Consider the following 24,521-nt stretch of genomic DNA (forward strand, 5'->3'; position numbering starts at 1 on the left):
GTTCACGCATCGTCCATCCGGCGCGCCGGACGAACCATGAGCAGCGGGTGTGTCGCCGCCGACAAGTGCGTAGGGTTCGACGCGTGAGAGCGATCCGCCGATTCACGGTCCGTACGGTCCTTCCGGAGCCCCTCGCGGCACTCGACGAACTGTCCCACAACCTGCGCTGGTCCTGGCACGCCCCCACGCGCGAGCTCTTCGCCGGGGTCGACCCCGAGCTGTGGGCCGACGTGAAGGGTGATCCCGTCACGTTCCTCGCGGCACTCGGCTCCGAGCGTCTCAGCGCCCTGGCAGCGGACGAGGGCTTCGTGGGCCGCACCCGGGCGGCCGCCGGCGAGCTGCACCGCTACCTGCACGAACCGCGCTGGTACCAGGCGCAGCGGTCCGCTTCCGGGGCGGAGCTCTCGCGCGGTATCGCGTACTTCTCGCCGGAGTTCGGCATCACGTCGGTGCTGCCGCAGTACTCCGGCGGCCTGGGCATCCTCGCCGGGGACCACCTGAAGTCGGCGTCGGACCTCGGCGTGCCGATCGTGGGGGTCGGCCTGCTGTACGGCGCGGGCTACTTCAAGCAGTCCCTCACCCGCGACGGCTGGCAGCTCGAGACCTACCCCCTGCTGGACCCGGACGAACTGCCGCTGACGGTCCTGCGCGAGGAGGACGGCACACCCGCCCGGGTCTCGCTGGGGCTCCCGGGCGGCCGCAGCCTGCACGCCCACGTCTGGGTGGCCGCCGTGGGCCGCGTCCCGCTGCTGCTGCTCGACTCCAACGTGCCCGAGAACGACGACACGGCGCGCGTGGTCACCGACCGGCTGTACGGCGGAGGGGGCGAGCACCGCCTCCAGCAGGAGCTGCTGCTCGGCGTGGGCGGCGTGCGGGCGCTGCGCATCTGGTCGCGGCTGACCGGTGCCACGGAGCCGGAGGTCTACCACACCAACGAGGGGCACGCCGGGTTCCTCGGCGTGGAACGGATCCGGGAACTGGTCGCCCAGGGCCTCGGGATCGACGAGGCGCTCGAGGCCGTCCGGGCCGCGACCGTGTTCACGACCCACACCCCCGTGCCCGCCGGCATCGACCGCTTCGACAGAGAACTGGTCAGCGGCTACTTCTCCGGCGACAACCAGATGGACGGCGTCCCGGTCGAACGGGTCCTGGCGCTCGGCGCCGAGGACTACGAGGGCGGGGACCCGACCGTCTTCAACATGGCCGTCATGGGGCTGCGCCTCGGCGGCCGGGCGAACGGCGTCTCGCTCCTGCACGGCCAGGTCTCGCGCGAGATGTTCGAGGGCCTGTGGCCGGGGTTCGACGCGCGCGAGGTCCCCATCACCTCGGTGACCAACGGCGTGCACTCGCCCACCTGGGTCGCGCCACGGCTGGCGCGGTTGCAGGCCGAACGGCTCGGGCTGGACCAGCTCACCGCATCCGAGGCCTCGGCCGGCTGGCTGGACCCCGGCATCGTCCCGGACCGCGACCTCTGGGCCGCGCGCGCCGAGATGCGCGGCGAGCTCGTGGCGGAGGTCCGGCGGCGCGTGCGCAAGTCCTGGCGCGAGCGCGGGGCGTCGCCCGCCGAGCTCGGCTGGGTCGACGACGTCTTCTCACCGGACGTCCTGACCATCGGCTTCGCGCGCCGCGTCCCCACGTACAAGCGCCTGACCCTGATGCTGCGCGACCCGGCCCGGCTGCGGTCCCTCCTGCTGCACCCGGAGCGGCCCGTGCAGCTCGTGGTGGCCGGCAAGTCGCATCCGGCCGACGAGCAGGGCAAGCGCCTGATCCAGCAGTTCGTGCGCTTCGCCGACGACCCGGCGGTACGGCACCGGATCGTGTTCCTGCCGAACTACGACATCGCGATGGCGCAGTCCCTCTACCCGGGCTGCGACGTCTGGCTCAACAACCCGTTGCGTCCCCTGGAGGCGTCCGGCACGTCCGGCATGAAGTCCGCCCTGAACGGCGGCCTCAACCTGTCCATCGAGGACGGCTGGTGGGCCGAGTGGTTCGACGGCGAGAACGGCTGGGGCATCCCGACCGCCGACGGCGTCGAGGACACCGACCGCCGCGACGACCTCGAAGCCGCGGCCCTGTACGACCTCGTCGAGACGCAGGTCGCCCCCCTCTTCTACGACCGGACCGCCGACGACGTCCCGGGGCGCTGGCTGGAGATGGTGCGCCACACCCTGGCGACGCTCGGGCCCAAGGTGCAGGCCACGCGCATGGTCGGCGAGTACGTGCACGGGCTGTACGCGCCCGCGGCCGAGGCCGGGCGGGCGCTCGCCGGTGACGGCTTCGGCGCGGCACGAGACCTCGCCGCCTGGAAGGCCCGGGTACGCGCGGGCTGGCCGCACGTGCGCGTCGACCACGTGGAGTCCGCCGGGATCGCGGACGCCGCACAGGTGGGCGACCGGCTCACGGTGCGTGCCTACGTGTCGCTGGGCGCCCTCACCCCTGAGGACGTCGAGGTGCAGATCGTGTACGGGCGCGTCTCCGAGGCCGACCTCATCGAGGACTTCGACACCGAGCCGCTGACCCTGACCGACTCCTACGAGGCCGGACGGTACGCGTTCGCCGGCGAGGTCGCTCTCGGCGCCTCGGGCCCCTTCGGCTACACGGTCCGCATCGTCCCCCGGCACCGCGGGCAGGCGAACGTGGCCGACCTGGGCCTGGTGGCGAACGCCTAGCGGCCGGACCGTCTCACGGGTTGCGGATCCTGCGCGGGGGGATCGGCTTCGCCGAGGCGATGAGGTCCGCCGCGACCCAGAGCTCCTCCGGTGCGCCGTACCCGGGGCGCGGGTCCGTGCGCACGCCCACGCCGTCGTCGGACACCGTGAGCACGAACCCGATGACGTCCGTCCAGACCGCGCCACGGCGGTCGGATCGTGCCGCGACGGCCTCGGCAGCCGTGAGCCGCCGGCGGACGACGACCCGGGTGCCGGGGACGAGCCGCAGCCAGGAGGGGCCGGGGGGCGGAACGGATCGGGATGTGTCGGAGTTCACGGACTGCCTTCGCCGAGGAGTGAGACGGTGGACGCGGCGGGCGTGCCGCTCCTGGAATACTAGGGTCGGACCGTGCGCCACCCGCGCGAACGGTCCGACCCGAGTACATCCCGAGGAAGGCTCCCGCAGTGACCTACGTGATCGCTCAGCCGTGCGTCGACGTCAAGGACAAGGCGTGCATCGAGGAGTGTCCCGTGGACTGCATCTACGAGGGCAGCCGCTCCCTGTACATCCACCCGGACGAGTGCGTCGACTGCGGCGCCTGCGAGCCGGTCTGCCCGGTCGAGGCCATCTACTACGAGGACGACGTCCCCGAGGAGTGGAAGGACTACTACCGCGCCAACGTGGAGTTCTTCGACGACATCGGCTCGCCCGGCGGTGCCGCGAAGATGGGCGAGATCGACAAGGACGACCCGATGATCGCGGCCCTCCCGCCGCAGGCCTGACCGGCCCGCCCGCGCGCCATGGGCCTCGCCGACCTCTCCGGGATCACGTTCCCCTGGGACACTCTCGCGGAGCTCCAGGCCACCGCGCGGGCGCACCCCGGCGGGATGATCGACCTGTCGATGGGCACGCCCGTCGACCCGACGCCGCGGCTCGTGCGCGAGGCGCTCGCGGCCGCGGCGGACTCGCCCGGGTACCCGATGACGGCCGGTACGCCGGAGCTGCGTGCGTCGGTCGCGGAGTGGTTCGCCCGCCGGCGTGGCGTGCCGGGCCTCGAACCCGACCAGGTGCTGCCCACCGTGGGCTCCAAGGAACTGGTCGCGCTGCTGCCGTCGTTGCTGGGCGTGGGGCCCGGCGACGTCGTCGTCCATCCGCGGGTCGCGTACCCGACCTACGCCGTGGGCGCCGCGGCCGCCGGGGCCACGGCGCTCGCCACGGACGACGTCGACGCGTGGGCCGGACGCGACGACGTGCGCCTCGTCTGGGTGAACAGTCCCGCCAACCCGCACGGGCGGGTGCTCGGCGTCGACGAGCTGCGCCGGGTGGTGGCGGCGGCACGGGAGATCGGCGCCGTCGTCGTCTCCGACGAGTGCTACGCGGAACTCGGCTGGGGGCGGTGGGCGCCCGACGGCGACCGCGCGGGCGTGCCGAGCATCCTCGATCCGCGCGTTTGTGACAATTCCCACGCCGGACTGCTGGCCGCGTACTCGCTGTCCAAGCAGTCGAACCTCGCGGGGTACCGGGCGGCCTTCGTGGCGGGCGACGGGGAGATCGTGGGCCGGCTGCTGGCGCGGCGCAAGCACCTGGGGCTGATCGTCCCGGCGCCGGTGCAGGCCGCGATGGTCGCCGCCCTGGGTGACGACGCGCACGTGGCCGCGCAACGGAGCGTCTACGGGGCCCGGCGGCGGGCCCTGGCGGACGCACTGGCGAGTGCGGGGCTCACCGTGGACCACTCCGAAGCGGGTCTTTACCTGTGGGTGCGATCGGACGCCGAGTGGTTCGCCGAGCGGGGCATCCTCGTGGCGCCAGGTGGGCTCTACGGTCCCGACGGTGACGATCACGTGCGGACAGCGCTCACCGCGACGGACGCGCACATCGCCGACGTTGTGTTGCGACTCACAAATTCTTGACCCGCGGGTTGGAATCACAAAGCCTTGACACGGTACGGTTTTGCTCCGGGTCGACGCTGCCCTGTTCCACCCCCACGAGGGGTAGCGCACCGCATGCTTCGAGGAAGGAAGTCATGACGTCCACCATGCCGGCGAACGCCAAGCCCACCGTCGAGCTCGTCGTCGACGGCACCGCTCGACCTCTGCCCGTCGTCGCCGCCAGTGAGGGCGCGAGCGGGTTCAAGGTCAACACGCTGCTCAGGGACACCGGTCTCGTCACGCTCGACACCGGGTTCACCAACACGGCGTCGTGCGAGTCCGCGATCACCTACATCGACGGCGACCAGGGGATCCTGCGGTACCGCGGATACCCGATCGACCAGGTCGCCGAGGGAGCGAGCTTCCTCGAGGTGGCCGCCCTCCTCATCGACGGGGAACTGCCGGGCGCCGAGGCGCTGGAGGCCTTCGAGCAGACGGTCGGCAAGAACGCGAGCCTGCCCGACGGCTTCGGTGCCTTCCTGGCAGCGCTCCCGGCCGACGGCCACCCGATGGCCACCCTGGCCGCCGCGATCAACGCGCTGGCCGCCTGGTACCCCGAGGTGGTCGACCCGCGCGACGGCGCCCAGGTCGACTCCGCCACGGCGATGCTGCTGGCGAAGACCGCGACGATCACGGCGGCGCTGCACCGCCGCCGGACCGGGCAGGCGCTCGTGGCGCCGGACGCGTCGAACGGCTACGTCGCGGACTTCCTGCGCCAGACATTCGGTGACGCGGGCGGCGAGTACGCGGCCGAGCCGGTCATCGTCGACGCGCTGGAGAAGCTGCTCATCCTGCACGCCGACCACGAGCAGAACTGCTCGACCTCGACGGTGCGCGTCGTGGGTTCCTCGAACGCGACGCTGTTCGCCTCGGTGGCCGCCGGCGTGAACGCGCTGTCCGGACCGGCGCACGGCGGGGCCAACGAGGCCGTGCTCGTCATGCTGGAGAAGATCCGCTCCGGCAGCGACACGGTCGAGACCTTCATGGACAAGGTCAAGAACAAGGCCGACGGCGTGCGCCTGATGGGCTTCGGCCACCGGGTGTACAAGTCCTACGACCCGCGCGCCGCGATCGTGAAGAAGTCGGCCGACGAGGTGCTGGAGAAGCTCGGCGCCAAGGACGAGCTGCTGGAGATCGCCCAGGGCCTGGAGCAGATCGCGCTCAACGACGACTACTTCGTGGAGCGCAAGCTCTACCCGAACGTCGACTTCTACACCGGCCTCATCTACAAGGCGATGGGCTTCGACCCCGCCATGTTCACGCCGCTGTTCGCGCTGGGCCGGATGCCGGGCTGGATCGCCCAGTGGCGGGAGATGGTGAACGATCCGGCCACGAAGATCGGCCGTCCCCGCCAGGTCTACACGGGCGAGACGGAACGTGACTTCGTCCCCGTGTCCGGGCGCTGAACTCGCGATCCTCTGATGTCCGGCGCCTCTGTCCGGAGTGGTGGCCCGGTGCCGGGCCGATCCCGGCGCCGGGAGATTCTGCCCGGTGGTGTCACCCGGCTGGGCTAACCTCTCGGGCGTGAGCCGTTCCACCCTCCTCGCCCGCCGCTCGGTGGCCCGTCGCGGGCTGCTCCTGCTGGTGTGGCTGCTGGTGGCCGGGCTGGCCGCGAGCCTCGGGGTGACCGTCGGGTACGTCCGCGCCGCGGGTGTCGACGACGCCCGCACCGGGCTGACGGCAGCCGCGCCCAGCGGGCGCGGGCTCCTCCTGGTCACGCGGCTCGCCGCCGACGACGCCGCCGCGGCCGCGCAGGAGGCGCGGGTCGCGGAGGCGCTCGACGAGCGCCTCGGCGGCACCCCGTACGCGGTCTACCGCGAGACCCGTACCGAAGGGCTGCCGGTCGTCAGGGCCGGCGCGCCGCTGGAGCAGCGCTGGGTGGTCTCCACCCCCGCCCTCCTCGCCGCCGGCACCGAGGGGACGGGCGGCACGCGCGGTGGCGGCTCCGGGGACGAGTGGGCGCCCGTCGACCGCGGGATCGCGGACACCACGGCCGGCACCTGGCCCCAGGCGACCCCGGAGGGCGAGCCGCCGCAGGCGGCGGTCCAGGCGGACGCCGCCGCGGCCGCCGGTATCGAGGTCGGCGACACCCTCCTGCTCGGCGCCGACGACGAGGACCCGGCGGGCACCGGAACCCCGGTGGTCGTCTCGGGCCTGTGGCGGGTCACCACCGGCGCCGACGCGTCCCGGTGGTTCGGCGACCCCGTCACGACGACCGGCGGTGACGGCACCGTCGCGGGCCCGATCCTCCTCGCGGGGAGCGCCTTCGCGGAACTCGACACCACCCCGTTCGCCCGCTGGCTCGTGGTTCCCGACGCGGGCGGCGTCACGCCCGCGGACCTGGAGCGGTCGGTCACCCTCGCCGACGACCTCGACGCCGCCCTGGCCGACGACGACGCCGTCGCGATCCGCGGCTTCCAGGCGCTCGGCACCCTCGGCGACACGGCCCGCACCACGCTCACGGCGATCCGCGCGGCCGAGGCCGTCGCGCTGGTGGCGCTCGTCCTGCTCGCCCTCACCGGTCTCGTGGCGCTCGTGCAGGTGGCGCGGCTCCTCGCCGCCGTGCGGGACGGCGAGGTGGCGCTCCTCGTCTCCCGCGGGGCGGATCCCGGAACGGTGCGGGCCGCGGCGACCGCCGAGAGCGCCGTGCTCGCGGTGACGGCGTCCGCGGCGGGAGTCGTGGCCGCCGCGTTCGTGCTCCAGGCGCTCGAACCGGGCGCCTGGCAGTGGCCGGTGCTGCTCGTGACCGCGGCGGCGGTGGCCCTCGCCGCCACCGCGGTGCCCGCGGTCGTCGCCGGAGCGCAGGCGCGCGCGGCGGTCCGGCGTCGCATCACGGACCGCTCCGGACGGGTGCGGCAGGTCGCCGCCGTCGGCACGGTCGTCCTCACCCTGGCCGCCGCGGCGGTGTGCGCCCAGGCGCTCGTCCGTTACGGCTCGCCGCTGGTCACCACCCCGTCCGGCACCCGCACGGACCCGCTGGCCGCCGCCGCTCCGGCCCTGCTGCTGGCCGCTCTCGCCGTGGCGGCGATGGCGGTGCTCGGCCCGGCCACCCGGGCGTGGGCCGGCCTGGCGGCCCGCGGCCGGGGTGCGGGCGGGGTGCTCGCCGCCCGGCAGGTCGCGCGCCGGCTCGTGGTCTACGTCGTGCCGGTCGTGCTGCTGGCGCTGTCGGGCGGCGCGGCGACGCTCGCCGGCGCGTACGCGGGCACGGCGCGGGCGCTGTCGGAGGACGTCGCCGTGCTGCGCAACGGGGCCGACGTCCGGGTGGTGCTCCCGGCGGGACAGGAAGCGGGCACCGAGACCCAGGCCGCCTACGCCCGGGGCCACGGCGTGGCGGCCGCGATGCCGGTGCTCACCGACGAGGCGCAGGCCGGAGAGGTCCCGTTCACGCTCGTCGCCGCGCCCGCGACGGACCTGGAGGAGGTGATGCGCGCGCCGGAGGGGGTGTCCGACGTCGGCCGCCTCGCCGCCGCCGTCACTCCGGATCGGGCGGCGATCCCGTTGCCCGGCGATGCCCGCCTGCTGCGCCTCGACGTGACCGCGTCCGTGGAACCCGCCGTCGTCGCGGGGCTCGCCGGGTTCGAGGGCGAGGCCCCCACGGACACCGAGCTCCTCGGCCATCTCGAGGAGGGGATGACCTACCAGGTCGCCGTCCTGCTCGTCGCGCCGGACGGGGCCACCGCACGGGTGGACCTGCCGCCGATGGACCTCGACCTGGACGGCGACGGCGACGGGACCCTCCCCGTGGGCCGCGATCCCGTGTCGCACGAGCTGGCCGCGCGGGTACCGCCCGCACCGGAGGCGGGGCCGTGGTCGGTGGCCGCCGTCGACGTGGCGATGCCCACCGACTGGGTTCTGGAGGCACACCACGAGGTGGCCGTCGAGGGCCTGGCCGTCGACGGCGCCCCGCTCCGGCTGCCGGAGGAGTGGCACGCGCTCCACCGCGGGGGCGAGACCCTGGCGCTGCCCGAGGCGTCCGCGGGTGCGGGGCGTTCCGCCGGGCCGGTGGTCGAGGTGGACCTCGTCGGCGGGGACCGCGACATCCCCGTCCGGCTCCTGCCCGGCGCCACCGCGAGCCCGCTGCCCGTCGTGGTCACCGACCATCTCGCCCGCACGCTGAGCCTGGGTGTCGGCGACGTGGTCGAGCTGTCCCATCGGGGTGCGGCGGCCGATGCCGAGATCGCGGCCACCACCGACGTCGTCCCCGGGGTCCTCGAACCGGACGTGGTGCTCGCCGACGCCGCCGCCCTGGCGGCCTGGCGCCTCGGTGCCGTCGCCGACCCGGCCGTGGCCGACGAGATCTGGATCGCCGCGGGCGCGCCGGGCGGGAGCGCCACGCCCGACGCTCCCACCGGTGCCCCGGCGCCGGCCGGGTCCGGCATCGAGGCGGCAGCCGCCACGGCCCGCGAGACCGCCGACGGCCTGCGCGGCGACGACGGCGAGACGGCCACCGTGAGCACGCCCGGCTACTCGGTGGCCGTCGACGCCGCCGCGCCGGTGCGCGTCGCGTACTGGCTCACCGCCGTCGGCGCGACGACGCTCGCCCTGGTCGGTGTGCTGGTCGCCGCCGTCGCGATGCTCCGGCAGCGCCGGACGGAGGTGATCGTCCTGCGCGCCGTCGGGGTCGGGCCCATGGCCCAGGCCCGGGCCCGGGCGACGGAACTCATGGCGGTGGGGGCCACCGCCGTCGTGCTCGGGGCCGCGGCGGGCTGGGGAGTCGCCCGGTTCGCCGTCGGCGGGCTCGCGCAGGCGACCCTGACCGGCATCGACGCGGACGTGCCCACGCGGTTCGTCGTGGAGGGCACCGGCCTCGCCGTCGTCCTCGGTGCCGCGCTCGCGGGGCTCGTCGTCGTGGCCGGCCTCGTCGGGGCGCGCGTCGCCGCGCAGGCCCGCGACACCACCTATCGCGAAGAGGTGCGCTGATGTTCCGGTACGTGCGGCGGCAGCTCGCCGCGTCCTGGGGCGCGGTGCTCACGCTCGGCGTGGTCGCCCTGGTCACCGCTCTCGTCCTGTCCGCCGCACCGCGCGCCGTCGCGGTGATGCACGGCGACCAGGCGGAGTGGACCGTCGGCGAGTCGACGCCGCTCACCCGCGACCTCATCGCCGTCACCGGCCAGCAGGTCCCCGAGGACTGGGACGCCTACCTGGCCGGGCTCGACCGGCTGCGCGACGAGCAGTCCGAGCCCTTGCGTGGCCTGCTCGGCGCCCCCGACTTCCAGGTCGGCGCCACCGACCGCGAGTCGGTCACCCCGCTGCCCGGCAGCGACCTGTTCAGCATCGTCCTCACGCTGCGCGCCACCCCGCACCTGGACGAGCACGCCACGCTCGTCGAAGGCCGCTGGCCCGAGGCGACCGACGTCCCGCCGGACCAGTTCGAGTACGGCGGCGAGGACCCGCGTGCCGCCCGGTATCCGTACGAGGTCGCGGTCTCGCGGCAGACCGCCGAGCGTTTCGGCTGGGAGGCCGGCCACGAGTACGAGCTGCGCGCCGAGGGGTCCAGCATGGTCCCCCTGAGCTCCCGCGCGGACGGCGGCTGGGGCCCGCTCGTCGTCACCGGCGTCTACGAGCAGGAGGGCGACCCGCAGGGCTCCTGGTGGCGGCAGAACCCCCTCGGCGGTGCGCCCAACGTGATCCAGGACCCCAACACGGGGCTCAACGCCGAGGCCGCGGTGTACGTCGACCCGGCCATGATCGCCCCGCTCTCCCGGAGCGACGCCGGTACCACCACCTGGATCCCCGTCAGCGGTGACGGGCTGCGTGCCGACCAGGTGCCCGACGTGCTCGCCCAGCTCCGCGGACTCGACGCCCAGCAGCTCCCCGTGGACGACGGCAGCTCCGCGGCCTTCGCCCTCGACCTCGACAGCCGCCTCACCGACGTGCTCGCCACGCTCCTCGCCCAGCGCACGGGCGTGGACGCCGTCGTCGCCGTGCTCGCCACCGGACCTCTCGGCGCGGCCCTCGCGGTCCTGGCGCTCGGTGCTCGTCTCGTCATCGACCGCAGGCGTCCCGCCCTCACCCTCCTGCACGCACGGGGCGCGTCCGGCGCGCAACTGCGTGCGATGGCGGGCCTGGAAGGCGCCACGACCGGCCTCGCGGCGGCCGCCGCGGGGTTCGTGATCGGGCTGTGGGTCGCGCCCGGGCAGGTCACGGGCACCCAGGTGGCGCTCGCGACGGCCGCCGGGCTCGCCCCGGGTGTCGCGCTGGCGCTGGCGGCCGGGCCGCGAGGGCTGCGGGACGGGCGCTCCGACCTGAGCCGCGGGCGAGGCCGGGTGCGCTGGATCCTCGAGGTCCTCGTCCTGGCGGGCGCGGCGGTGAGCACGGCGCTGCTGTTGCAGCGGGGCGTGGTCGGCGAGGCCGGCGACGGCGGGAGCGAGGCCGGTGGTCCGCTGCCCGCCGCCGGCGTGGACCCCTTGCTCGCCGCCTCCCCGCTGCTGCTCTCCCTGGCCGTGACGCTGGTCGCGGTCCGGCTGTTCCCGCTGGTGACCCTCGCGGTCGAGCGGGTCTTCGCGCGGCGGCGGGACTTGGTGCCGTTCCTCGGTGCCGCGCGGGCCACGCGCGATCCCGCGGGTGGTGTCGTCCCGGCGGTCGCGCTGGTCCTGTGCGTGTCGGTGGCCGCCACCGCCGCGGTGCTGTACTCCACCGTGACCGGGGGAGTGGCCCGCGAGGCCTGGCACGAGGTGGGCGCGGACCTGCGGGTCTCGGGGCCGGAGATCTCGGATGAGGTGGCCGCGGAGCTGGCGGCGATCGACGGGGTCGGCGCGGTCGCGCCCGTGGCGGACCACGACCGGATCGTGATCGCCGACCCGGGGGGCAACGGCGTGCGCGCCACGCTGTTCACCACGGACGCGTCCGCGATGGCGCGGGCCCAGGAGGGCATCGCGGAGGCGGCGACCCGGACGGGCGACCTCGGGACGCCCAGCGACCCGGGCCCGGGACCCGTGCCCCTGGTCGTCACCCGATCCACGGGGTACGACGTCGGCCAGGAGGTCGAACTGCGGCTGCCGGACGTGGCCGTGCCCGCGGAGGTCGTCGAGGCGGTCGACCAGGTCGCCGGCCTGCCGGGCGGCGAGGTGATGGTCCTCGCCGACGCCGCCCGGCTCACCGCCGCGGCGGGCGGGTCACCCGGCCAGGACGGCCCGCCCGCGACGACAGGTCCCCCGGCGAGGGTCGCGCTCCTCGCGCTGGACGACGGCGTGGACGGTGGCGCCGGCGCGCCCGCGACCGCCGTCGTCGGCCAGATCCGTGACGTGCTGCCGCACGCCGTCGTCGACGATCCGGCCGCTCAGGCTCGCGAGGTTCTCCGGTCGCCCGCCTCGACGGGACTCGTGGCGGCTTTCGTCGCGGCCGTGGGCCTCGCCGGAATGCTGGTGGGCGCGGTGATCGTGATGACGCTTCTGCTCGCCGCGCCCGCGCGGGCGCGGCTGCTGGCAGTGCTGCGGACCCTCGGGCTGTCGGCGCGGCAGGGGCGCGGCCTCGTCGGGTGGGAGATCGGGCCGTGGATCGCGGTGGCCGTCGTCGCGGGGGCGGTGCTGGGCGGGGTCGTACCCGTGGTGCTGCTGGCCGCGGTGGACGTGACCGCGCTCACCGGCGGCGCGGAACCGCCCCGGGTGCGCTGGGATCCCGCGCTGACCGCCGGGCTGGCGGCGGGACTCGCCGTGGTGGCCGCGGCGGCGGCCGGGCTGGCCGCCGCACTCGGGCGCCGGCACGAGATCGCGGCGCAGCTGCGCATCGAGCGGTGACGGCGAATGCGGCGGGACGTGGGACGGCGCGGGACGGCGCGGGACGTGGGACGGCGCGGAACGAAGAGGAGCGGTGACATGACGACGGTGATCGAACTGGACGACGACGGAGCGCCGGGCGCCTCACGGGGCGCGTCGGAGGACGGCACCGGGCGGGGCGGTGGCGAGATCCTGTGCCGCGACCTGGTGCGGATCTTCGCGACCGACGGCGTCGAGGTCCAGGCGCTGCAAGGGCTCAACCTCACGGTCGAGCCCGGCGAGATCGTCGCGGTGGTGGGCGCGTCCGGGTCCGGCAAGTCGACCCTCCTGACCATCCTGTCCGGGCTGGACACGCCCACGGGCGGTACCGCGACGGTCGCCGGGACGGACCTGCTCGCGATGGGGCCGAAGGAGCGCGTCGCCTACCAGCGGCACACGGTCGGGTTCGTGTGGCAGCAGACCTCCCGGAACCTGCTGCCGTACCTGACCGCCCGGGAGAACGTGCTGCTGCCGCTGGAGCTGGCCGCCCGCTCGCGGCGCGAACGTGGCGCCCGGAACCGCCGTGCCGGCGACCTGCTGGACCTGCTGGAGGTCGCCGACGTGGCCGGCCGGCGGCCCCACGAGATGTCCGGCGGACAGCAGCAGCGGGTGGCGATCGCCGTCGCGATGGCGAACTCGCCGCGCGTGCTGCTGGCCGACGAACCGACGGGCGAGCTCGACGAGGCCACGAGCGTCGAGGTGCTGGAGGCGATGCGCGGGGTGAACCGCGAGACCGGCGTCACCACCCTGGTCGTCACCCACGACCCGGCCGTGTCGGAGCACGTGGCACGCACGGTGCGGATCCGGGACGGGCGGACGTCGACCGAGACGCTGCGGCGCACCGAGACCGACGAGCACGGGCGGGCCCGGCACATCTCGGAGGAGTTCGCGGTGCTGGACCGGGTGGGGCGGCTCCAGCTCCCCGAGGACTTCATGCAGTCGCTCGACCTGCGGGACCGGGTGCGGCTCGCTCTGGAGGAGGATCACGTGGGGGTGTGGCCCGACGCGACGACGCGGGCGACGGAGACCGCCTCGCGGGACTCCGGCGCTCCCGGGTGTGCCACGCCCGGCCCCGGGCGCGAGGTGGAGCCCGAGCAGCCGGCGGGCGGGCACGACCCCGCCGGCTCCGACGATGCCGAGGGGAGCGAGCGATGAGCGCGGTGGTGGAGGCGGGAGCGGATACCTCGATCCTGCGGGCGGCGGGCCTCACCCGGGTGTTCGGGGCCGGTGCCGGTGAGGTGCGTGCGCTGAACGGCGTCGACCTCGCGGTGGCGCCGGGAGAACTGCTCGTCGTCCGGGGGCCCTCCGGCTCCGGGAAGACGACGCTGCTGAACCTGCTCGGCGGGCTGGACCGGCCGACGTCGGGCCGGGTCTGGCTGGGTGACGCCGAGATGACCGCGATGCGCGAGCCGGAGGTCCTGGCGGCCCGGCAGCGGCGCATCGGGTACGTCTTCCAGTCCTTCGGGCTCGTGCCCGTGCTGTCCGCCGCCGAGAACGTCGAGGTGCCGCTGCGGCTGCGCAGGGTGGCCCAGGCCGAGCGCACCGAGCGCGTGCGTGCGGCGCTCGCGGCCGTGGGCCTGGGCGACCATGCCGAGCAGCGGCCGTACGAGCTGTCGGGCGGGCAGCAGCAGCGCGTCGGGATCGCGCGGGCCCTGGTGGCCGAGCCGGAGGTGCTGATCGCCGACGAGCCGACCGGCCAGCTCGACTCCGCGACGGCGGCGGTGGTCATGGACCTGATCCGCGACGTCGTGCACGCGCGGGGGGTGGCGGCCGTGGTCTCGACCCACGATCCGATCCTCATGGAGCGCGCGGACCGCGTCGTCGACCTGCACGACGGGCGGGTCGCCGCTGGCGGGTAGCCGCCACCCCTGATGGCGGGTTGCCGCCGCGTCGCGATCACGGTCAGGTGACGAACCACCGCTGGGCGGGAGATTCCCTGAAGGACCGTGTTACATGGTGTTACGAAGGCATACCGAAAAGGTCACGACTGCGGGCACGTTCGTGTGAGGGACCCTCGACGGGGTCTCCAGGGCGGGTAATGTGTCGCCCCACAACCGGGCGCGACGCTGCGCCCGATACAGCGTCGCCAGCGATCCGCGAAGCGGCGTGACCATCGAACCAGGAGGACACGTGACACCTCGTAAGCGACTCATGGGAGTGGGTGCGACTCTGCTCGCCGGCTCCCTGGTCCTGTCGGCGTGCGGCGGTGGCGACACCGGCGAGACCGAGGGCGACTCGGAAGCGATCATCACCGTCGGTAGCGGTGAGCCCCAGAACGGGCTCATCCCGGCGATGACCAACGAAGTCTTCGGCGGCCTCGTCGTGCGGAACATCTTCTCCGGTCTCGTCTACTACGACGAGAACGGCGCGGTCCAGAATGAGGTCGCCGAGTCCATCGAGTCGGATGACAACGTGACGTGGACCATCACGATCGAGGACGGCTGGACGTTCACGGACGGGACGCCCGTCACGGCGCAGAGCTTTGTCGACGCCTGGAACTGGGGCGCCTACGGCCCGAACGCCGCGAACCTCACCTACTTCTACGAGCCGATCGAGGGTTACGACGAGGTCCAGATCCCGGTCGACAAGGACGGCGAGCCGACCGGCGAGGACCCGGAGGCCGAGACGATGTCCGGCCTCGAGGTCGTCAGCGACACCGAGTTCGTGGTCACGCTGAAGCAGCCGGAGTCCGACTTCCCGGTTCGCCTCGGCTACGCGGCGTTCTTCCCGGTGCCCGAGTCGTTCATGGACGACCCCGAGGCGTTCGGCGAGTCGCCGGTGAGCAACGGCCCGTACACGATGACCGAGTGGGAGCACGACTCCGCCATCACCATCGAGGCGAACCCGGACTACGCCGGTGACCGCGTGCCGGAGAACGGCGGCATCGAGTTCCTCGCGTACACCGACGAGGACTCGCAGTACAACGACCTCCTCGCCAACAACCTCGACATCGTCACCAACGTCCCGGCCTCGGCCTTCGCGACGTTCGAGGACGAGCTGGGCGACCGTGCGGTGAACCAGCCGGCGGCCGTCACCCAGGTCATCAACGTCCCGGAGTACGTCGAGGACTTCCAGGGCGAGGCGGGCCTGTTGCGCCGCCAGGCGATCTCCATGGCGATCGACCGCGAGGGCATCACCGAGACCGTGTACGACGGCGCTCGCACGCCCGCCCGTGACTTCACCAACCCGGTCATCGCGGGGTGGAGCGAGGACATCCCGGGCAGTGAGTTCACCGAGTACAACCCGGAGGAGGCCGCGGCGCTCTGGCAGGAGGCCGAGGACATGGACCCCCTGGGCGACGACTTCACCCTGTTCATCGCCTCGAACGCCGACTCGGACCACCAGTCGTGGATCGACCCGGCCTGCAACACCATCCGTCAGGCGCTGGAGATCGAGTGCGAGTTCGACCAGTACCCCGTCTTCGACGAGTTCCTCGACGCTCGCGACAACCGTGAGATCAAGGGTGTCTTCCGCGGCGGCTGGCAGGCCGACTACCCCGCGATGAGCAACTTCCTCTCGCCGATCTACGGCAAGAACGCCGGTTCGAACGACATGGACTACGTGTCCGAAGACTTCGAGGCCAAGATGAAGGAAGGCAACGCGGCGGAGACCCCGGAGGAGGCCACCGAGCTCTACAAGGAGGCTCAGGAGATCCTCTTCCAGGACATGCCGGGTATCCCGCTCTGGTACTACAACACCACGGCGGGCTACGCCGAGACGGTCGACAACGTGGCGTTCGGCTGGGACAGCGACCCGATCCTGTACCAGGTGACCAAGTCGGAGTGAGCGTGATCACGTCCGGTTCGCCGGACTGACCGCATCCCTCCAGGTGAGAGGCGGGGCACGCGACTGTGCGTGCCCCGCCTCCCCCTGTGCCGCGACACGAACTCCGGGCGAGATCGTGGAGAATGAGCGGCGAAAATTAACAAGGAGACCACAATGCTCTGGTACATCGGACGCCGGTTGTTGCAGGTGATCCCTGTGTTCCTCGGCGCCACCCTGCTCATCTACGGGATGGTGTTCCTGCGCCCGGGTGACCCGGTCGCCGCGCTCGGTGGCGAGCGCGGACTCCCGGAGGCCGTGCAGGACCAGATCCGGGAACAGTTCCACCTGAACGAACCCTTCTTCGTGCAGTACCTGTACTTCCTCAAGGGCATCTTCACGTTCGACCTCGGGCCCGACTTCTCGGGGCGGCCCGTCGCCGAGACCATCGCGAACGCCTTTCCGGTGACGTTCCAGCTGGCGATCATGGCGCTCGTCATCGAGACCGTCTTCGGCATCGGCTTCGGCCTGATCGCCGGGATGCGCAAGGGCAAGTTCTTCGACTCGACCGTGCTCGTGTGGACCCTGCTGCTGATCGCCGTGCCCACCTTCGTGCTCGGCTTCGTGGCGCAGATCATCTTCGGCGTGCAGCTCGGCTGGCTCCCGGTGACCGCCGGGCGCGACCCCGACTTCGAGAGTCTGCTGATGCCGGCAATGGTGCTGGCAGGCACGTCGATGGCGTACATCCTGCGCCTGACCCGCACGTCGGTCGCGGAGAACCTGACGGCGGACCACGTCCGCACGGCACGGGCCAAGGGCCTCTCGCGCGGCAAGGTCACCAACCGGCACGTGCTGCGCAACTCCCTGATCCCGGTCGTGACCTTCATCGGCGCGGACCTGGGCAACCTGATGGCCGGATCCATCGTCACCGAGGGGATCTTCAACATCAACGGCGTCGGCGGCACACTCTTCCAGTCCATCACCCGCGGCGAGAACGTCACCGTGGTCGCCATCGCGACCATCCTCGTGCTCGTCTACATCGCCGCCAACCTGTTCGTGGACCTGCTGTACGCGGTCCTGGACCCGAGGATCCGCTATGCCTGAGAACCGCTATGACAAGGGCCCGCGCCCGGGCCAGGATCGCTATGTGGCACCGCCGGACGCGGTCTCGGTCGGCGTCGTCGACGCGATCGCCGTCGACGAGGCGCCGTCGAGCATGTGGCACGACGCCTGGCGCCAGATGCGCCGCCGTCCCATGTTCTGGGTGGCGCTCACGATCATTCTCGCCGCGATCGTCGTCGCGCTCTTCCCCGGCGTCTTCGCCACCCAGGGGCCTCGGACGTGTTCCCTGTCCGAGTCCCTCCTCCCGCCGTCGGGCGAGCACTTCTTCGGCACCACCAAGGACGGCTGCGACATCTACTCGCGCGTGATCCACGGTGCACGGCCCTCCGTGACGGTCGGTGTTCTCGCCACGACGTTCGTGGTCCTGCTCGGTGGCGCCGTCGGAGCGATCGCCGGCTACTTCGGCGGCTGGCTCGACACGATCCTGTCGCGGATCACGGACATCTTCTTCGCGATCCCGTTCTTCCTCGCCGCGCTGGTGATCCTGAGCCTGCTGCCGAACCGCAACGCGTTCGCCGTGGCACTCGTCCTCGCGAGCTTCGGATGGACGTCGATCGCGCGTATCACGCGCGGGTCGGTGCTCAGCGTGAAGAACAACGAGTTCGTCACCGCCGCCAAGGCACTCGGCATGAGCAGGATCGGCATCCTCGTGAAGCACGCCCTGCCGAACGCCGCCGCGCCGATCATCGTGTACGCCACGGTCGCGCTGGGCACGTTCGTCGTCGCCGAGGCGACGCTGACGTTCCTCGGTATCGGTCTGCCGCCCTCCACCGTGTCGTGGGGTGGTGACCTGTCCCTGGGCCGCATGATCATCCGCCAGGCCCCCGAGGTCCTGATCTACCCGGCCGTGGCGCTCGGTACGACCGTGCTCGGATTCATCATGATGGGCGACGTCGTGCGCGACGCCCTCGACCCGAAGGCGCGTAAGCGATGACGACGACGATCAACCTGACCGAGGAGACGCCGGAGGGCGCCCGGAAGTCCGACGACAGCACGCCGCTGCTCGAGATCAAGGACCTGAAGATCTCGTTCACCACCGGCTCCGGCCTGGTCGAGGCCGTCCGCGGTGTCGACCTGACCGTGTACCCGGGGCAGTCCGTGGCGATCGTGGGCGAGTCGGGATCCGGCAAGTCCACCACCGCGCACGCGATCATCGACCTGCTGCCCGGGACGGGCAAGGTGACCAACGGCTCGATCACGTTCGACGGGCGCGAGCTCGTCGGCCTGGACCGCAAGGCGACCGAGTACCTGCGCGGCCGCGACATCGGCCTGGTTCCGCAGGACCCGATGTCGAACCTCAACCCGGTGTGGCGCATCGGCACGCAGATCGAGGAGGCCCTGGTCGCCAACGGCTTCCAGGGCACCAAGGCCGAGCGCAGGGCGCGCGTCACCGAGCTGCTCGCTGAGGCCGGCCTGCCCGACGGCGATCGCCGGGCACGCCAGTACCCACACGAGTTCTCGGGCGGCATGCGGCAGCGCGCGCTCATCGCCATCGGCCTCGCGGCGCGCCCGAAGCTGCTGATCGCCGACGAGCCGACGTCGGCCCTCGACGTCACCGTGCAGAAGAAGATCCTCGACCACCTCGAGGACCTCACGAGCGAGCTCGGCACCGCCGTCCTGTTCATCACCCACGACCTGGGCCTGGCGGCCGAGCGCGCCGAGCACCTCGTGGTGATGTACAAGGGCAAGATCGTGGAGTCCGGCCCGGCGCTGGACATCCTCAAGAACCCGCAGCACGAGTACACCCAGCGGCTGGTCGCCTCGGCGCCGTCGCTGGCGTCGCGGCGCATCCAGTCCGCCCACGAGGCGGGCAAGGAGGCCGACGAGCGGATCGCCGGCCACGCGGTCAAGATCGACGCCGCCGCCCCCAAGGACGTCGTCGTCGCCAAGGACCTCACCAAGGTGTTCAAGATCCGCGGGGCTCGTCCGGGCACCCACACCAACTTCACCGCGGTGGACGGCATCAACTTCGTCCTGCCGCGCGGCAAGACGCTGGCGCTGGTGGGGGAGTCCGGTTCCGGGAAGTCCACGGCGGCGAACATGGTGCTGGGGCTGCTGGAGCCTACGTCGGGCACCGTGGTGTTCGACGGCAAGGACACCGCCAAGCTGTCCGGCCGCGAGCAGTTCGCGATGCGGCGCCGCGTGCAGCCGGTCTTCCAGAACCCGTACGGGTCTCTGGACCCGATGTTCTCGGTCTTCAACTCCATCGAGGAGCCGCTGCGGCTGCACAAGGTGGGGGACAAGAAGGAGCGCGAGCAGCGCGTGCGCGACCTGCTCGACATGGTGGCGCTCCCGGCGACGACCATGCGGCGCTTCCCCAACGAGCTGTCCGGCGGGCAGCGGCAGCGCATCGCCGTGGCGCGTGCGCTGGCGCTCAACCCCGAGGTCATCGTCCTGGACGAGGCCGTCTCGGCGCTCGACGTGCTGGTGCAGGCACAGATCCTGCAGCTCCTCGGCGACCTCCAGGGTGAGCTGGGGCTGTCCTACCTGTTCATCACGCACGACCTGGCGGTCGTGCGGCAGATCGCCGACCTGGTCGCGGTCATGAAGGACGGGCAGATCGTGGAGCACGCCACCACGGACGAGGTGTTCGACAACCCGCAGCAGGAATACACGCAGGACCTCCTCGAGGCCATTCCGGGAGGCAGCCTGGAGATCGGCGCGGCCTAGAGGTGGCGACGGGCGACTGCGGCGGCCGCCGCAGTCGCCCGTCGTCCTCGGTCGGCGGAACCGCGGACCGGTGGACCATCAGTTCGGCGGCGGTGGACCCGGGTAGAATGGGGCCCGGCGCGTCGACGGTGTTGCGTCCGCGCCCCTCCCTCGACTTTTTCGGAAATGAGTTCAGCCGTGCCCAACTCCGCCGCGACGTCCCTCGCCGTCCGCTCCGACCTGCGCAACGTGGCGATCGTCGCCCACGTCGACCATGGCAAGACCACCCTGGTGGACGCCATGCTCAAGCAGGCCGGCGCGTTCGGCGCGCACCAGCAGGTCGACGACCGGGTCATGGACTCGGGTGACCTGGAGCGCGAGAAGGGCATCACGATTCTCGCGAAGAACACGGCCATCCGGTACGCCGGCCCGGCCGCGGCGGCCGCCGGCGAGCCGGACGGCGTCACCATCAACGTGATCGACACCCCGGGACACGCGGACTTCGGCGGTGAGGTCGAGCGCGGCCTGTCGATGGTCGACGGCGTCGTCCTGCTGGTGGACGCGTCCGAGGGGCCGCTGCCCCAGACCCGGTTCGTGCTGCGCAAGGCGCTGGCCGCGAAGCTGCCGGTGATCGTCGTCGTGAACAAGGTCGACCGTCCCGACTCCCGCATCGAGGAGGTCGTGGGGGAGACCACGGACCTGCTGCTCGGGCTCGCCAGCGACCTGTCGGACGAGGTTCCCGACCTCGACCTCGACGCGATCCTCGACGTCCCGGTCGTCTACGCGTCCGCCAAGGCGGGCCGCGCGGACACGGAGCAGCCGGCCGACGGCGCACTGCCCGCCGGCGAGGACCTCGAGCCGCTGTTCGCCACCATCCTGGAGAAGATCCCGGCACCCACCTACGCCGAGGACATGCCGCTCCAGGCGCACGTCACGAACCTCGACGCGTCACCGTTCCTCGGCCGCCTCGCGCTGCTGCGCATCCACAACGGTGAGCTGCGCAAGGGTGCCCAGGTCGCCTGGGCGCGGCACGACGGTACCGTCGAGACCGTCAAGATCACCGAGCTGCTGGAGACCAAGGCGCTCGACCGCGTCCCCGCCGAGAAGGCGGGGCCGGGCGACATCGTGGCGGTCGCCGGTATCGCGGACATCATGATCGGCGAGACGCTGACCGACATCGACGACCCGCGCCCGCTCCCGGTGATCACCGTGGACGACCCGGCGATCTCCATGACCGTCGGGATCAACACCTCGCCGCTGGCGGGGAAGGGCGGCAAGGGTCACAAGGTCACCGCGCGCCAGGTCAAGGACCGGCTCGACGCCGAACTCGTCGGCAACGTCTCGCTCCGGGTCCTGCCCACCGAGCGCCCCGACGCGTGGGAGGTGCAGGGCCGCGGTGAGCTGGCGCTGGCGATCCTCGTGGAGCAGATGCGGCGCGAGGGCTTCGAGCTCACGGTCGGCAAGCCGCAGGTCGTCACCAAGGAGATCGACGGCAAGCGGCACGAGCCGATGGAGCGCATGACGATCGACGTGCCCGAGGAGTACCTGGGCGCCGTCACGCAGCTCCTCGCGGCACGCAAGGGCCGCATGGACACGATGACGAACCACGGCACCGGCTGGGTGCGGATGGAGTTCATGGTCCCGGCGCGCGGTCTCATCGGGTTCCGTACGCGGTTCCTCACGGAGACGCGCGGCACCGGCATCGCCGCGTCCATCTCGGAGGGCTACGAGCCGTGGCACGGCCCGATCGAGTCGCGCGCCACCGGGTCGCTCGTGGCCGACCGCCCGGGCAAGGTGACGCCCTTCGCCATGATCAACCTGCAGGAGCGCGGCTCGTTCTTCGTCGACCCCACGCAGGAGGTCTACGAGGGCATGATCGTCGGCGAGAACTCCCGCAACGAGGACATGGACGTCAACATCACCAAGGAGAAGAAGCTGACGAACATGCGGTCGGCGACCGCGGACAGCTTCGAGAACCTGATCCCGCCGCGCAAGCTCACGCTCGAGGAGTCCCTGGAGTTCGCCCAGGAGGACGAGTGCGTCGAGGTGACGCCGGAGTTCGTCCGCATCCGTAAGGTCGTCCTGAACCAGACGGAGCGCGCCCGCGCGGCAGCCCGCGCCAAGCGCGCCTGAGCAGCCTCGCCTTCCGCACGGAATGCCGGCGACGTACGAGGCGGACGGCGTGCGCACCCCGCACCCGGCGGGCGGGGGCGGACTGCTCGCCGTCCACGCGCACCCGGACGACGAGACCCTGTCGACCGGTGCGCTCCTCGCCACCTGGGCGGCGGCCGGTCGGCCCGTCACGGTCGTGACCTGCACCCGCGGGGAACGCGGCGAGGTGCTCGCGCTCGCGGGGACGACGTCGGAGGGCCTGGCCGTGCTCGAAGGCGACGGGCCGGCGCTGGCGGCCCACCGCGAGCGGGAACTGGCACTCGCGACGGCGGCCCTGGGCGTGGACCAGGTCTTCCTGGACCGGACGACGCCCGCGCGGCCCGGTGGCACCGGCGGCCGGCCCGGTCCCTTCTCGGGCGATCGGCCCGGACTCCCGGCCGGCCCGGCGGCGGCCGGCGACAGGGGCGCCGGGCAGCGGTACGAGGATTCCGGGATGGAGTGGGTGCGGCCCGGAGTGGCCGGACCGGCCGCCGACTCGCCGCCGACGGCGTTCGCGCGCGTGCCGCTCGACGAGCCCGCCCGGCGGCTGGCGGGCCTCATCGGTGAACTCCGGCCCGCGGTGGTCGCGACCTACGAGCCCGGCGGCGGTTACGGCCATCCCGACCACATCCGCGCGCACGACGTCACGGTTCGCGCGCTGGCACTGCTCACGGAGGACGACGCGCCCGCCATTCCCGAGCTGTGGCAGGCCGTCGCCCCCGCGGACGAGGTCCGGGACGCCCGGCGGGCGCTCGCCGCAAGTCGTGAGGCCCGCGCGGCCGCCGTCCGACACGGGATGACGCTGCCCGATCCCGGCGAACCCCTGCCCCCGTTCGCCAAGGACGACCTGCCAGGCCGTGTGGAGCACGTCGCCGTCGCTCCCGTGCTGGATCGCGTGCTGACCGCCATGCGCGCGCACGCCACACAGGTCCAGCACGCCACCCACGCGCCGGGACCGGGCATCCTCGGGTTCTACGCCCTGAGCAACGGCGTGGTCGCGCCGGTCGTGGAGCGGGAGACCTACCTGGTCTCCGGACGTCACCGGTCCCGGACCACCGGACCCCGGTAGCGAAGCCGGACCGCGCCGCAGCGGCCGGGCCCGGCGGCTCCGGACGAGACCCTCAGCGCCCCTGCAGCGCGTCCAGGGCGACGGCCATGGCGACGACCAGGCGGCGATCCAGGTTCGGGTCGTGGATCCGCACCGTGTACTTGTCGCGGAGTGCCCACTGCTTCTCGACCGAGAAGGCCGGCTGTCCGCCGAGGGTGAAGTCGAAGTGGTACGGCAGCCAGTCCAGGCTCTCGACGAGCCTGCGGACCACGGACACCCACATGCTGCGCTCCTGCCCGGTCGCCTCCCCGAGCCCGGGCTGCTCCAGGTGCCAGGTGCTGCGCAGGAACGACTTGCCGAAGTCCTTGCGGAACTGCCCGATCGGGGCACCGGAGGCGTCGGTGACGTCGTAGGTGGCACCGAGGTCCATGATCTGACGGGCCTTGAAGCCGAGCACGGGAACGGACTTCGTGTCGTCCGTGTAGAGCGTGACCTGCTCACGCATCGCCATGCGCTTCTGCTGGGCGAAGGCGAGGAGCTCGCCTTCGGAGCCGTCGGGCCGTGTGGCGTGCACGGCGTACTGGTTGACCATGAGCCGCACGCGCTGCCGGATGTACAGCGTGGTCTGCAACTGGAGGGTCTGGGCGTTCATGGTTGCCTTCCGTTCCGGGCGTCGCTTCTGGAGGGCCGACGCCGTACGCGTGCGGAGTCTGGCACACGATCGAGCTACCACCCAGCAAAGTGCGCGATGATGGGCGGGTGACAGAACACCACGAGCGCAACGGGAACCGTCCGCGCCTGGGGCCGGTGATCATCCGGGTGCTGCTCGCCGTGGCACTCGGACTGGTCATCGGCGCGCTCGGTACCGCGGTCCACCGCTACGGCGACGAGTCCTGGTACGCCGGAGTCGTGCTGGCGCTCGCGCTCACCGCCGCGGCGGCGATCATGTGCCGGGCGTGGTCCGGGTACGGTGCGCTCCTCGCGTTCGCCGGTGGCTGGGTCGTGGCGGTGCAGCTGATGTCCCTGCGCGGCTCGGGCGGGGACGTGCTCGTTCCCGCGGGGACGCTCGGGCTCGTCTGGGCGTACGGCGGCGTCGTGCTCCTGGGTGCGGCGGCGTTCCTGCCGGCCTCGTGGTTCCGTGAGGAGCCGATGCGGGGGTGGGAGGAGGACCCGGCCGCGGCCACGTCCAGCAGGTCTGTGACCAGCACAGAACCTCCACTCGGAGCGGGGTGAAACCCGGTCCGGAGCGCACTGACAGCCCAGTAGGATGCGCTTCGGGGACGGCCGCGCGTGCGTGCGCGACGGTGTCTGGCGGTGCGGAGAGCCCGCGCCGCGACAGGTTGCACGGAGCAAGGTGAATGGGCCAGCCGACCGACAACGACAAGCCGTCTGAGCCGACCGGTCAGAACGATCCGGACGACGCCCGGTCGGCGATGCCGCCGCTCTCACCGAGCCGCC

General features: G+C 72.7%; 17 protein-coding genes. 15 read left to right on the plus strand and 2 right to left on the minus strand.

The window, feature by feature from the left end; genetic code table 11:
* Positions 1 to 83: 83 nt before the first annotated feature.
* A complete protein-coding gene (glgP, locus tag EDD34_RS03935) occupies positions 84 to 2,669 on the plus strand; it encodes an alpha-glucan family phosphorylase (protein ID WP_123813415.1) in 2,586 nt (861 codons plus the stop codon).
* A 13-nt stretch (positions 2,670 to 2,682) separates the two neighbouring features.
* On the opposite strand, the gene EDD34_RS03940 is transcribed toward glgP, so the two are convergent.
* Positions 2,683 to 2,985 (minus strand): hypothetical protein, encoded by a 303-nt coding sequence (locus tag EDD34_RS03940; protein ID WP_123813416.1) that lies wholly within the window; start codon positions 2,983 to 2,985, stop codon positions 2,683 to 2,685.
* A gap of 128 nt (positions 2,986 to 3,113) precedes the next feature.
* On the opposite strand from EDD34_RS03940, the gene fdxA reads away from it, so the two are divergent.
* From fdxA to EDD34_RS04005, 13 genes are all read left to right on the plus strand, one after another.
* Positions 3,114 to 3,431, plus strand: coding sequence for a ferredoxin (fdxA, locus tag EDD34_RS03945; protein ID WP_123813417.1), 318 nt, complete (start codon positions 3,114 to 3,116; stop codon positions 3,429 to 3,431).
* Between the two features lie 18 nt (positions 3,432 to 3,449).
* Positions 3,450 to 4,559 carry a succinyldiaminopimelate transaminase gene (dapC, locus tag EDD34_RS03950; RefSeq protein ID WP_123813418.1) on the plus strand — a complete coding sequence of 370 codons (1,110 nt, stop codon included), beginning with the start codon at positions 3,450 to 3,452 and terminating at the stop codon, positions 4,557 to 4,559.
* Positions 4,560 to 4,672: 113 nt separating this feature from the next.
* Positions 4,673 to 5,983 (plus strand): citrate synthase, encoded by a 1,311-nt coding sequence (locus EDD34_RS03955; protein ID WP_123813419.1) that lies wholly within the window; start codon positions 4,673 to 4,675, stop codon positions 5,981 to 5,983.
* 118 nt (positions 5,984 to 6,101) lie between these two features.
* Positions 6,102 to 9,497, plus strand: a complete 3,396-nt coding sequence (locus EDD34_RS03960) for an FtsX-like permease family protein (RefSeq protein WP_123813420.1) — start codon at positions 6,102 to 6,104, stop codon at positions 9,495 to 9,497.
* A complete protein-coding gene (locus tag EDD34_RS03965) occupies positions 9,497 to 12,313 on the plus strand; it encodes a hypothetical protein (protein WP_123813421.1) in 2,817 nt (938 codons plus the stop codon). Before EDD34_RS03960 ends, EDD34_RS03965 begins: the two co-directional genes overlap by 1 nt.
* 78 nt (positions 12,314 to 12,391) lie before the next feature.
* Positions 12,392 to 13,486: an ABC transporter ATP-binding protein gene (locus tag EDD34_RS03970; RefSeq protein ID WP_123813422.1), complete on the plus strand. Its 1,095-nt coding sequence runs from the start codon at positions 12,392 to 12,394 to the stop codon at positions 13,484 to 13,486.
* Complete coding sequence (locus tag EDD34_RS03975) at positions 13,483 to 14,190, plus strand: ABC transporter ATP-binding protein (RefSeq protein ID WP_123813423.1); 708 nt, start codon at positions 13,483 to 13,485, stop codon at positions 14,188 to 14,190. Before EDD34_RS03970 ends, EDD34_RS03975 begins: the two co-directional genes overlap by 4 nt.
* Before the next feature lie 271 nt (positions 14,191 to 14,461).
* Positions 14,462 to 16,117: a peptide ABC transporter substrate-binding protein gene (locus tag EDD34_RS03980; protein WP_342774800.1), complete on the plus strand. Its 1,656-nt coding sequence runs from the start codon at positions 14,462 to 14,464 to the stop codon at positions 16,115 to 16,117.
* A 153-nt stretch (positions 16,118 to 16,270) separates the two neighbouring features.
* Positions 16,271 to 17,197, plus strand: coding sequence for an ABC transporter permease (locus EDD34_RS03985; protein WP_123813424.1), 927 nt, complete (start codon positions 16,271 to 16,273; stop codon positions 17,195 to 17,197).
* Positions 17,190 to 18,149 carry an ABC transporter permease gene (locus EDD34_RS03990; RefSeq protein WP_123813425.1) on the plus strand — a complete coding sequence of 320 codons (960 nt, stop codon included), beginning with the start codon at positions 17,190 to 17,192 and terminating at the stop codon, positions 18,147 to 18,149. The genes EDD34_RS03985 and EDD34_RS03990 overlap by 8 nt, the downstream gene beginning before the upstream one ends.
* Positions 18,146 to 19,885 (plus strand): dipeptide ABC transporter ATP-binding protein, encoded by a 1,740-nt coding sequence (locus EDD34_RS03995; protein WP_123813426.1) that lies wholly within the window; start codon positions 18,146 to 18,148, stop codon positions 19,883 to 19,885. Before EDD34_RS03990 ends, EDD34_RS03995 begins: the two co-directional genes overlap by 4 nt.
* Before the next feature lie 165 nt (positions 19,886 to 20,050).
* Entirely contained in the window at positions 20,051 to 21,997 is a 1,947-nt protein-coding gene (gene typA / locus EDD34_RS04000) for a translational GTPase TypA (protein WP_123813427.1), read from the plus strand.
* A gap of 49 nt (positions 21,998 to 22,046) precedes the next feature.
* The gene (locus EDD34_RS04005) at positions 22,047 to 23,084 is read left to right on the plus strand and encodes a PIG-L family deacetylase (protein WP_246012173.1); all 1,038 of its coding nucleotides are present in this window, start codon (positions 22,047 to 22,049) and stop codon (positions 23,082 to 23,084) included.
* Positions 23,085 to 23,136: 52 nt separating this feature from the next.
* Here the strand turns inward: EDD34_RS04005 and EDD34_RS04010 are convergent, their stop codons facing one another.
* On the minus strand, positions 23,137 to 23,715 hold the full coding sequence (locus tag EDD34_RS04010) for an LURP-one-related family protein (RefSeq protein WP_123813429.1): 579 nt from the start codon (positions 23,713 to 23,715) through the stop codon (positions 23,137 to 23,139).
* A 107-nt stretch (positions 23,716 to 23,822) separates the two neighbouring features.
* On the opposite strand from EDD34_RS04010, the gene EDD34_RS04015 reads away from it, so the two are divergent.
* Complete coding sequence (locus tag EDD34_RS04015; protein WP_246012174.1) at positions 23,823 to 24,296, plus strand: DUF6113 family protein; 474 nt, start codon at positions 23,823 to 23,825, stop codon at positions 24,294 to 24,296.
* Positions 24,297 to 24,521: the final 225 nt, after the last annotated feature.

This window comes from Myceligenerans xiligouense (genome assembly GCF_003814695.1).
GTDB lineage: Bacteria > Actinomycetota > Actinomycetes > Actinomycetales > Cellulomonadaceae > Myceligenerans > Myceligenerans xiligouense.

Coding starts and splice junctions, on each gene's coding strand:
- EDD34_RS03970 (WP_123813422.1), top strand. CDS start 12,392: ATGACGACGGTGATCGAACTGGACGACGACGGAGCGCCGGGCGCCTCA.
- EDD34_RS03990 (WP_123813425.1), top strand. CDS start 17,190: ATGCCTGAGAACCGCTATGACAAGGGCCCGCGCCCGGGCCAGGATCGC.
- EDD34_RS03965 (WP_123813421.1), top strand. CDS start 9,497: ATGTTCCGGTACGTGCGGCGGCAGCTCGCCGCGTCCTGGGGCGCGGTG.
- EDD34_RS03995 (WP_123813426.1), top strand. CDS start 18,146: ATGACGACGACGATCAACCTGACCGAGGAGACGCCGGAGGGCGCCCGG.
- dapC (WP_123813418.1), top strand. CDS start 3,450: ATGGGCCTCGCCGACCTCTCCGGGATCACGTTCCCCTGGGACACTCTC.
- typA (WP_123813427.1), top strand. CDS start 20,051: ATGAGTTCAGCCGTGCCCAACTCCGCCGCGACGTCCCTCGCCGTCCGC.
- EDD34_RS04010 (WP_123813429.1), bottom strand. CDS start 23,715: ATGAACGCCCAGACCCTCCAGTTGCAGACCACGCTGTACATCCGGCAG.
- EDD34_RS03955 (WP_123813419.1), top strand. CDS start 4,673: ATGACGTCCACCATGCCGGCGAACGCCAAGCCCACCGTCGAGCTCGTC.
- EDD34_RS03975 (WP_123813423.1), top strand. CDS start 13,483: ATGAGCGCGGTGGTGGAGGCGGGAGCGGATACCTCGATCCTGCGGGCG.
- EDD34_RS03985 (WP_123813424.1), top strand. CDS start 16,271: ATGCTCTGGTACATCGGACGCCGGTTGTTGCAGGTGATCCCTGTGTTC.